Genomic DNA, 10,314 nt, shown 5'->3' on the forward strand with positions numbered 1-10,314 from the left:
CGTGCACGCACCGGTCACGGTGCTCGGCCACCGGCGCCGCGTCGGGCTCTGGCTGCAGGGCTGCACGATCGCGTGTCCCGGCTGCGCCTCGCGGGACACCTGGGACGCCGACGGTGGACGGTCCGTCGACCCCCGCGACGTCCTCGCGGTCGTCGAGGAGCTGGGACGGGACTGCGACGGGCTGACGGTCAGCGGCGGTGAGCCGCTCGAGCAGGCGGCCGACCTCGCGACCCTGCTCCGCCTGCTGCGCACGAGCGACCTGGCCCTGCGGCGCTCCTGGGACGTCCTGCTGTTCACCGGCCTCGAGGCTGACCGGTGGAACGCGGCCCAGCGGGCGTGCGCGCAGCTCGCCGACGCCGTCATCGCCGGGCCCTACCGCGCCGGCGAGCCGTCGCAGGCGCCCCTGCGCGCCTCGGCGAACCAGAGGCTGCTCGTCCACACCGACCGCGGGCGCGAGCGCTACGGCCTCGACGAGGCCGGGGACGCGCCCCACCTGCAGGTGGTCGTCGACGACACGGGGATGGCGATGATCGGACTACCGCGGCCTGGTGACCTCGGGCGCATGGAGCGGGAACTGCGCCGACGTGGCGTGCACCTGGGCGAGGTGTCATGGCGCAGTTGAGCTGTCCGACCTGCCGCCGGAAGTACGAGGGGGACCGGACCCACTGCGACGTCGACTTCGCGGTGCTGGTGCCGGCGGCACCCGCCGACCCGCCCTCGCGCGACCCGCGACCGGCCGTGCCCGAGGTGCCCGACGCGCCCCCCGCCGGCGGGGTCTCGACTTGCGCGTGCAGCGCGCCGGTCGTGCCGGGGGCGGCCGAGTGCGAGTGGTGCGGTCGCCCGATCGAGGCGCCGCCGGTGGCCCCCGCGGCGACCTCGACGGGGGCCGGTGCCTCGCTGCGTGGGCCCTGGGGCAGCGTCGACGTGGGCGAGGAGCCCCTCGAGATCGGGCGCGGCAGCCCCACCCCGGTCATCGCCGGCGCGCTCGCCGACCTCGACGTCGTCTCGCGACGTCACGCCGAGATCGTCCGGCACGAGGGGGCGGTCTGGCTGCGCGACGTCGCGTCCGCCAACGGCACCTTCGTCAACGACCACCGTCTCGAACCGGGCCACCCGGTGCTCGTCGCGCCGGGCGACGCTATCCGGCTCGGCAGTTCGGTCCACCTCGAGCTCGGAGCCGCCCCGTGACCGATAAGATCGACCCCTCTCGTCCCCCGGAGCGCGACCCGTTCCGCCGGCCGCGGCACCGCGCCGAAGGGCCGTCGGCGCCCCCGACCCGCCACGAGCAGCGGCCGGGTCCTCCGACGGGTCCGTCGCCGGGGCCGCCCTCGGTCCCGCCGCCGCGCACCGGGCCGACCGGGGCGTTCCCGTCGGCCCCGTCGGCGTGGGCGGGCCCGCCGCCCGTCCCGCGCCGCCCCGACACCCCGCTGCGCCCCACCCGGCACGAGTCGCCGGTGCCGCGCCCCACCCGGCACGAGGGCGCCGCACCCCCGCCGTCGAGCGGACCGCCGCCGACCGCGCCCTCGATGCCGCTACCGGCCGAGCTGCGGGACCACCTCACCGACGTCGCGACCCTCGTGCGGTCGGGGCAGTCGGAGTCGTTGCGCGCCGTGGACCGCGCGACGGGCCGGGACGTCTTCGTCAAGCTGTACTTCGAGACGGCGGCGCCCGACCCGGAGCTGCTAGAGGCGCTGCGCGGTGCCGACCCGCGGCGAGTGTCGGCGGTGCTCGCCCACGGCGAGTTCGTCGACCCCTTCTACGGACGTCCCCGCGCCTGGGAGGTCCAGGCCTTCCACGGGCTCGGGACGCTCACCACCCTCGTGGAGCGCACCGGGCCCGGTGGCGCCGAGCGCCTGGCGCAGGCGGTGCTCGTCGACCTGACCCGCGCACTCGAGCATTGCCACGACGACCTCGGGCTGGCCCACCGCGACCTCAAGCCCGACAACGTCATGGTCACCGCGACCGATCCGGCCCAGATGGTGCTGACCGACTTCGGGTCGGCCCGCCGGGGCTCGGTCTCCCGGGCGTTCTCCTCGGTGCAGATGACCGAGCGCTACGCCGCCCCGGAGGCGCTCAACGGGCACCTGGGCCGCCAGCAGGACTGGTGGTCGCTCGGGATGATCCTGCTGGAGATACTGCTGGGGGAGCACCCGTACGCCGGACTGGAGTATCTCACCGTCCGCGACCGGCTGACCAACTATGAGGTCGATGTGACCGGCGTCGCCGACCCACGCTGGCAGCTCCTGCTGTCGGGCCTGCTCACACGCACCCGGGAGGACCGGTGGGGTGCGGTCGAGATCGAGCGCTGGCTGCGCGGCGAGCGCCCCGAGGTCCGCCGCGGGTCGGGCCCCGACGTGGCCTACCCGCCCCTGGACGTCGACGGCACCGCGGTGCGTAATCCGCGGGAGCTCGCGGACTTCTTCCGCCACGATCACGGGCGCGCCGAGGCGTGGCTGATCCGCGAACGCGTCCGGCTCGCCGACTGGCTCAGCGGGGACGTCGGCGACACGTCGTGGTCGACGCAGCCGCTGCGCCAGGCGCTCGAACCCGCGCAGGCGCGCCGCCTGATGGCGTCGTTCGTGGCGCAGTTCGCCCCCGAGCGCACCCCGCCGCGGGTGCAGGGACAGGCCCTGGACGTCACCGGGTTGCTGGTGCTGGCGCAGAACGCCGAGGCCGGCGCGACCACGCCCGCCGGCCGGCTGCTCGGCGAGGTCCTGACGTCCCACCTGCTCGGGATCGTGGCCCGCCACCATTGCTCCGAGGGGCACGAACCGGGATGCGGGCCCGACGGGTGCGAGCGGCTGCGGGCCCTCGCCCGGAACCCCAATGTGGAAGGGGTCCGGGGCAACGCCCACGAGATGCTCGCCGGATGGGCCCGCCAGGGTGCGGACGGGGCCGGCGCCACCCGCGACCAGATCGCGGACCGCTCCGGAGCCCGGGCGCTGGCCTACCTGCTCGAACCCCGGCGTCGGGAGCCCGACCGCGCCGGGCTGCGCTCCGGCACCGAGCCGACGCACGCGGGCTGGTGGACCGCGCTTCGCGACCAGGCGGTACGCGGCCACGGGCCGCACGGCGGGGACCTCGCGCTCGCGCTGGCCGCGGTGACCCGCGACCTGGCCGACGTCGAGCACCGCACCGAGGTGGCCCGCCTCGACGAGCAGGCCCGCCGGGAGGCGCAGCGGCAGCGCGATCAGCGGGAGCAGGCCCGGCAACGGGCGCAGCGGGACCGTCGCGACCGCAGGCGCTCGGCGTTGCGCAGCACGCACGGCACGATCTCGGCGCTGAGCACGCCGTTCCTCGCCGGCGTGATGTTCCTCGGGGTGCTCGAGGTGGTGCGGCTGGTTTCGCCCCGGGCCCACGGTGAGCTCTACACCTGGGCGCTGGGCGACCCGACGTTCTTCCTCACCGAGTTCTACCGGTTCTGGTACACCCCGCTGAACACCTGGCTCTACCTGCCGCCCTGGGGAGACTTCCTGGGGCCGCTCACGTCCCGCAACGAGCCGTGGACCTGGCACACCGTCCTCGCCCTCGGCCTGGGCGCGGGGCTGCTCCTGATCCTGCGCTGGGGGGCCGGCCCCTTCGCGTCGACGCCGGCGCGGGTGCTGGACATGACGTCGGGGCTCGGCGCCGTGCTGCTCTGCTACATGCTCGCGCCCGAGGTCCTCGGTGTCGTGGCGCTCGTCGGCACCGCCGTCGGCGGGGCCCTCGCCGGCATCGCCGCCGTCCTGTTCGGGCTCTGGCTGATGTTGGCGATGCTTAGCTCCTGACCGCCGGCGGGCGGCGCGGGATGATGACAACAGTGTCGACGTCAACGGTGGACGAGGACGCCCGGGCGCGGGAGCTGCTCCGCGCCGAGCAGCACGCCGAGGAGCTGTGCGCCGAGATCGCCCGGCGTGGTCTCATGGCGCCCGGGGCGTGGGAGTCCGAGGTCAGCACCGCGGTGCGGGATCTGGGTGCCGAGCTCTTCGGCACCTCGCGGCACTGGCACAAGCGGGTCGTGCACTCCGGGGAGAACACCCTGCAGCCCTACACGGAGAACCCACCGGACCGCGGAGCGAGCCGCTCTGAAGTTGCTCTACCGTGCCCCTCTGGTCGCCACGTCGACCTTGCTCAGGTGCCACGGCGCGGAGTGTAGGACGGTACCTTCTCCACGACACCGCCTGCATGCCGCGAGCAGCGGGTGTCGATGAGCTGTCGTTGCAGCGCAGATGCGGTGGGCCCGTGGGACTCGAACCCACAACCAACGGATTAAGAGATTCCCGTGCTCTGCCTCACACAGCCTCTACCAGCGACTCTAGTAGCAGCGCGGGTCTCCTAGGACCTACTCCACGCACACCAGTTGACACCGTTGTTCTCCACGACCTGCTCCACGCGAAGATCAGAAAGCTGGCCGTCCCGGGATGCGCGCAGTCCCTGGCGCACTTACGACGCGCCACCCGAGGTCAAGCCGAATTTATGATCTTGGCGTACTTCGCGTCGGCGACCGACTGGGCGTCGAGCGTCGCGCCGATGCTCTTGGCGTAGCGGACGACGGAGAGGGCGCGTGAGCAGGCGAGGCAGCATCGGGCGGGCAGCTTTGATGGAACAAGGTTGCCGGGGGTGAGGGCGTGGCCGCGACCGCACTCCGTCCGCTCTTCTGCCGCGTCCTCGGCCGTCGCGCAGCCCGTGATGATGCGGTAATGCCGGTCGGAGATCGCCCGGTGGCTAACGTCTTGGTAGCCAGCGTTTCGGACGTGGTACCAGCTTCGAGCGCAGGCGAGGCACTTGCGTGCGGGCAGCTTGGATTCGACGAGATTGGGTACTTCGAGGCGGTGCCCCCATCGGCAAGTTTCGCCTTGCCGGTCGCGGGGGGTGCGGCCGTGACGGACCATGTCTGCGCCGTTGTCGGCGTGGGTTCCGTAGCGCAGGTTGGAGAGGCGGGCGTTGCTGGCGTCCCCATCCCGGTGGAGCACCTCCATCCCGTCGGGGCATGGACCGAGGAACGCGCGCGCAACCAGTCGGTGCGCGAAATGGGTGCGCCACCGGCCACCGGGATCGCGCAGACCGATCACGAGGTAGCCGCGGGACAGGGTCGGCGCAAGGATGCGCCCTTGGTGGCTCCGGACTCGTCCGTCGCTGTACTCGATGTCGCGGTCGCGGCTTCTGAAGCGAGCGAGGTTCGAAACGTCATGGGTAGTCTCGAATCCCGGTATGGGGCGCCAGCGCTCACTGGGCAGCACCCACGGCTCCCTCGGCTCAACCGGAGCGTCGGCAACCAGGGGAGTCGGCGTCTTCCGGGACAGCTCCTCGCGCACCTCGAGCGGCGGCGGGGCGTCCGGCATCAGCTCGGCGTACTTGCGGTCAGCGAACGCCACTGGGTCGAACTGCACGTCGCGCCGCCGATAGTAGCTAGCCGCGCTGAGGCCTCGCTTGCACACCACGCACCGTCGGGCGTTGCCGGTGCGTTCGTTTCGGAGCGTGAGGTTCGCGCCCGCGAGGAGATGCCCGAGCTGGCAGTAGTCACGGTTGACCCAGTAGTTCCGCCCATGCCGGAGGACGTCAGCCTTGTTGTCGGCGGACGTGCCGTAGCTGAGGTTCCAGAGGGCGTTGTTGGTGCGGTCGCCGTCTCCGTGCAGGATCTCCATTCCGGGCCACCGCGGCCCGACGAAGGCTTCCATGACCAGGGCGTGGACCATTACCGGGGTGGTGCCCTTGCCAAGGCCGACCCACAGGTAACCGTTCGCTCGCCACGGCTTCAGCGGCTTCCCGTCATACCGGCGCACGGTGTTGTTGCGGCATTCAACTCTGCGGTCGACAGAGCGAACCTGGCCGCAGTCGCTGACTTCGTAGGCGTCGGGGCGGCGCGGCACGGGCAGCCAGCGCGGGCATTCGACCGCAACGGTCACGGTCGGCTCCTCGCAATCGGCAAGTCTCGGGCCGCGTGCCCGCGAAGGCGGAGCAAAGCGTACATCGTGCCAGGGCAGCCGCCTGCGATCGCAGTACTCGTCTTCGCCGCCGTCCTGTGGTCCCAACGGCCCCTCCGTGTCGGTCGTGGGTGTCCGAGCGGTGGTGCGATCGAAGACTGCCGAACCGTGCGCCGCCCACAGTGAGGTAACGCCGCGCGTCGCCGCCTCGACCGTCCATGGACGCCGCCGTGGGCTGCGTCGCTCATGCTCGGGGCCGGCCTGGACCTCACGGTGGTGTCGGTGACGTCGGCAACCGAAACGCTTGAGCTCGCCGCATGCACCTACACGTCGGTCCACATCGGCCGGTAGGCCCCGAACCGGCCGGCGCGCTTCTTCCCACGGGCAAGCGGCAGCGCCGCTGCCGTAACTGAACGCCCCCATGCAGCGACTAGAGAACAAGATTGTGTTGGCAAGGGGGGCCACGGGTGAGACCGACCAAGAAGATGTCAGTTCGTTCGAGGAGACCGCTGAGGGTCGCTGGCCGACGCCCCGATGGAACCAGCCTCCGACGGCCTACGCCTCGCTCGACCGGCAAGCGCATAGCACACGCAATTAACCGCACTGGCAATAGGACAGGGCGCTGGGCTCGGAACAACGTTACAGCAATTGCCGCCCTCGTGAGCGCCTTCGCCGCCGCAATCGCCCTCTATTATAACGCGGAGCAAACACGCAACTCTGAGCAGGTGCAAATAACAGGTCGGTACGCTCAAGCCGTGGGGCAGCTGACGAGCCCTGGCGTCGACACCCGACTCGGAGGGCTCTACGCGCTCGAACGCATCTCGCGCGACTCTCCAGACGACCAACCTACAATAGTGGAGGTCGTCTCCGCATACGCCAGAACTCATGTGGAACCCTCCAACGGAGCTCGGTGTCTTGGCCCGATCGTCGCTAGAGGACCTGGTGAGCCCATCATCGAGACTCCACCCGCAGACGTTCTGGCCGCGTTCAGCATCCTCGGGCGTAGAGATCAAGGATTTGATCGCGGCACACGTACAGACTTGAGTTTCACATGCCTACGAGTGAACGTTCGGGCCTCAATTTTCGAGGTGCCGACCTGGCAGGCTCGCGACTAACCGCCGGCAACTTTACTCGCGCAACCCTCGCGGGAGCGAAACTTAATAACACCTACTCGAACCGCGCCTACTTCTTCGAGACAGACCTGTCGGGAGCAAGTCTTGAGAACGGCTACTTCTCAGGTTCAAATTTTAGGGGCGCCAACTTCGTGGGAGCAAATTTGGGCGCCGCGAGGTTGAGCCTTGACGAGGAGGGCTACACAACGACGTTCGATGACGCTCAGTTCGACGGCGCCATGCTGAGGGGAGCTGACTTTTTCGGAGCTCAGTTGCCCGGCGCGTCGCTGACTAACTGCGATCTCGATGGAGCGAACCTCGGCGATTCAGACCTGCGGGGGGCTGACTTCTCGAATTCTAATCTCAGCGGCGTGAATCTAACGGGTGCTATGGTCGATGGAGCACTCCTAAGCACCGCAAGGAACGTAGACCTGACAGGGGCCGTTGGTGTGCCGAAGTAGACGACGTTCCCGCGGGATTGCCTCAGTAATCCGACTCCGGGGCGCACCTGGTCTCCCGTCGGGCCTTTCTGAGGACGTAGAGGAGCCCTCATAGCGCTCCGCATCCGAGCACCTAGAAGCATCTGAGGTCGCCGCCCGCGAGGCCCACGGCGGCGAGGGCCGCATCCGCGCCGTGCGCTTCCCGGCCCGCAAGAGCCTTGAGGACTTCGACGTCGAGCACCAGCGCTCCCTCAAGCGCGAGACCCTCGCCCACCTCGGCACCCTGGACTTCATCACCGCCCGCGAGAACGTGGTGTTCCTCGGCCCACCGGGCACCGGCAAGACCCACCTCGCGATCGGGCTGGGCGTCCGTGCCTGCCAGGCCGGTCACCGCACCGCCTTTGCTACGACCGCCGAGTGGGTCGCCCGCCTCGCCGAGGCCCACCACGCCGGCCGGCTGCAGGTCGAGCTGACCAAGCTGGGCCGGGTCCCGCCGCTGATCATCGACGAGGTCTGCTACGTCCCCTTCGAGGCCGAGGCGGCGAACCTGTTCTTCCAGCTCGTGTCCTCGCGCTACGAACAAGCCAGCCTGATCGTCACCAGCAACAAGCCCTTCGGGCGCTGGGGCGAGGTCTTCGGCGACGACGTCGTCGCCGCGGCGATAATCGACCGGCTCGTGCACCACGCCGAGGTCGTCTCCCTCAAGGGCGACAGCTACCGCCTCAAAGACCGCGACCTCGGCCGCGTCCCCGCCGCCGGCAAGACCGACCACTAACGAGATCAACAACCTGCCGGGGTCCACTTTCGGCCGCCGCCAGGGGGTCCAGATTCAGCCGCCGTTGACACACCTCGTCCCAAGTGCCGCCGAGATTGAAGTGGGATGGTGCTTCCACCGTCTGCCTCGGTCCGAACCGCTTGCGCGAACCCGGCCGGGCGATCCCGCACCGATACCGGAACACGACCCCGAGAACGCCGGTCCACAACCCATCCCAGCATCGTGCACTGGCCCAGCTCACGAACTCCGGAGACACATCCGAGTAGCCTCCCGTGGGGGACGACCCGGCGCGGGCGCACAGCTCGAGTCACGGCGTCCACGGAGCACGTCGGCCGAACTTTCCAGGGAGACTCTTGCGTGCACGAGAAGCAGGCGGGGAGCGCCGAACCGTCGCACGAGAAGAAGACCTCGGCGACATCCGAGCAACGCGCCGGTTACGCCGCTGGAGTCGTCGGGATCTCGCTCGCACTCGCCGGAGCGGTCACCGCGGTCCTCGGGCTGGTAGCGCCGTGGTGGGTCGTTCTCCTCAGCACCGCAGCTTCTCTGGTGTTCTTCTGCCTGTTCTTCCTGCTATTCGGCCGAAGCCTTCTTAGCCGCTACTACGAGCTCGAGGAGCGCTTCAGCCGGGACGGGAGCGAAGCCTCGGAGCGAGGTGCACGAGGGGTACTCCTCTCTCGTCCGCGGCGCCTGGCTCTCACCGCGATCGCCTTCACCGCGACGGTGGGTCTCATCTCGGGCCTCGCCCTCGTGGCCCAGCAAGACCCCGATGATGACAAGCAAGACGCCGCCGACATCGTGACCGAGCTCGTACGACCACTCGCGGACAATCCTCCTCGCGATTTCGAGGTCCTCGACCGGAGCAATCGTCCCGGCGTGGAGGGCGCGCCTGGCGACCCCTTCGTCTTCGGCCCTTTGGACACCGGTGACTGTCTCAGCGACGTACCGATCTCGTCGGCGAACAACACGATCCTCGCCTCCACAGGGGTCAGCCTCCGAGAACGGGGAGTCGAAGCCTCCGACGGACGGTATGGAGAGCGCATCCTCGTCCGCGCTGACTATCTGTCCGACCCGACGCGGCCGATCGTCGCAGAGATGCGGAGCCGCATCGATGTGTGCACCCGACAGGTGCCCGCGCCCGCGCGAATGTCAGCGATCAGACTGAGCGGCTTAACGCTCGCGCTGGCGGATGAGAGCGCGGGCTACATCGCCAATCTGAAGCCCGTCGCGGAGTTCCCTTCCTTCCCCGTGCAGGTAGGCCTTTGTGAATACGCCAGGGCCGAGGCGGTCCTGCTCTCCGTCTGTAGAATCGGCAACCTCATCGCAACCTCCAACTCGTTGCCGACATCGAATGACCAGGCGTTACGCGCCGACGCCGCTGAGCTGTTCCGAGTTCTGTTGGCGCGCGCTGACGACTTGCAGTGAGGTCGGAGGACCGGCCGACCGCCACGGGCCCGAGAGCCTGCGGGCCCCCGGGCCGTGTCCACAACTACGCGGCCGCTGTCGCCGCGTCCCGGCCCTTCGAGGCCTGGCAGGGCTCGCAGTGCGGCCGCAACCCGTGAGTTCGGATCGCGGCGGTCAACGACGGATACGAGCCGGCGAACCCGAGCCCGGTGAGCTCGTCGAACAGGGTCGAGGCCCACAGGTGCGGGTCCTCGGCCAGCCGCAGCCGGCGGTACTCCAGGAACGGCTCGGTCAGCGTCGGCTCGCGGCGCACCCGCTGCTCGGGGACCCGCCGGCCCTCGCGGTAGGCGCGGACGGTCTTGCGGTCATGGCCCAGGTGCCGGGCGATCGCCGAGATCGTCCAGCCCTGCTCGCGCAACGCGTGCGCTTCCACATCTGCCTCCCAGGACAGCACCCGGGCCTCCCGCCGCTCCGTCGGTGATCACTCACCCGCGAGCCCAGCGGCAGACCCTCACCCGGCCCCGACACCACGCCGGGACCGCCGTACGACTTGGGGAAGTTGACGCTTCTATTTCTGTCAAGCGGGTGTGGCCATCGCTGCGGTGAGCTGGCGGTGGAGTTGGCGGGCGATGTATCGCTTGAGGCAGCGTCGGATTTCGCGGGCGCTCTTGCCCTGGGCTCGG

The 10,314-nt window shown here is 70.0% G+C and carries 8 protein-coding genes and 1 pseudogene; 7 read left to right on the forward strand and 2 right to left on the reverse strand.

Features of this window, described 5'->3' with window-relative positions; genetic code table 11:
* Nucleotide 1: 1 nt before the first annotated feature.
* From QSK03_RS31495 to QSK03_RS31510, 4 genes are read left to right on the forward strand one after another with little or no spacing between them, the layout of a single operon-like run.
* Nucleotides 2-622: a 4Fe-4S cluster-binding domain-containing protein gene (locus QSK03_RS31495; RefSeq protein ID WP_285659617.1), complete on the forward strand. Its 621-nt coding sequence runs from the start codon at nucleotides 2-4 to the stop codon at nucleotides 620-622.
* Nucleotides 619-1,188 (forward strand): FHA domain-containing protein, encoded by a 570-nt coding sequence (locus QSK03_RS31500; protein ID WP_285659618.1) that lies wholly within the window; start codon nucleotides 619-621, stop codon nucleotides 1,186-1,188. Before QSK03_RS31495 ends, QSK03_RS31500 begins: the two co-directional genes overlap by 4 nt.
* A complete protein-coding gene (locus QSK03_RS31505) occupies nucleotides 1,185-3,767 on the forward strand; it encodes a serine/threonine protein kinase (RefSeq protein ID WP_285659620.1) in 2,583 nt (860 codons plus the stop codon). Before QSK03_RS31500 ends, QSK03_RS31505 begins: the two co-directional genes overlap by 4 nt.
* A 32-nt stretch (nucleotides 3,768-3,799) precedes the next feature.
* Entirely contained in the window at nucleotides 3,800-4,135 is a 336-nt protein-coding gene (locus tag QSK03_RS31510) for a hypothetical protein (protein ID WP_285659622.1), read from the forward strand.
* A gap of 307 nt (nucleotides 4,136-4,442) precedes the next feature.
* Here the strand turns inward: QSK03_RS31510 and QSK03_RS31515 are convergent, their stop codons facing one another.
* Nucleotides 4,443-5,885: an HNH endonuclease gene (locus tag QSK03_RS31515; protein WP_285659623.1), complete on the reverse strand. Its 1,443-nt coding sequence runs from the start codon at nucleotides 5,883-5,885 to the stop codon at nucleotides 4,443-4,445.
* Nucleotides 5,886-6,954: 1,069 nt separating this feature from the next.
* Between QSK03_RS31515 and QSK03_RS33325 the strand changes: the two genes are divergently transcribed.
* The 3 genes and pseudogenes from QSK03_RS33325 (at nucleotide 6,955) to QSK03_RS31525 (ending at nucleotide 9,652) form a co-directional block, all read left to right on the forward strand.
* Complete coding sequence (locus tag QSK03_RS33325) at nucleotides 6,955-7,476, forward strand: pentapeptide repeat-containing protein (protein WP_352232080.1); 522 nt, start codon at nucleotides 6,955-6,957, stop codon at nucleotides 7,474-7,476.
* A 118-nt stretch (nucleotides 7,477-7,594) separates the two neighbouring features.
* Nucleotides 7,595-8,230, forward strand: a pseudogene (istB, locus tag QSK03_RS31520) (IS21-like element helper ATPase IstB); the annotation flags it as partial.
* A 357-nt stretch (nucleotides 8,231-8,587) separates the two neighbouring features.
* The gene (locus QSK03_RS31525; protein WP_285659624.1) at nucleotides 8,588-9,652 is read left to right on the forward strand and encodes a hypothetical protein; all 1,065 of its coding nucleotides are present in this window, start codon (nucleotides 8,588-8,590) and stop codon (nucleotides 9,650-9,652) included.
* A 64-nt stretch (nucleotides 9,653-9,716) separates the two neighbouring features.
* Here the strand turns inward: QSK03_RS31525 and QSK03_RS31530 are convergent, their stop codons facing one another.
* Entirely contained in the window at nucleotides 9,717-10,085 is a 369-nt protein-coding gene (locus QSK03_RS31530; RefSeq protein ID WP_285659626.1) for a terminase gpP N-terminus-related DNA-binding protein, read from the reverse strand.
* Nucleotides 10,086-10,314: the final 229 nt, after the last annotated feature.

Source organism: Actinomycetospora sp. NBRC 106375, from assembly GCF_030269665.1.
Lineage (GTDB): Bacteria > Actinomycetota > Actinomycetes > Mycobacteriales > Pseudonocardiaceae > Actinomycetospora.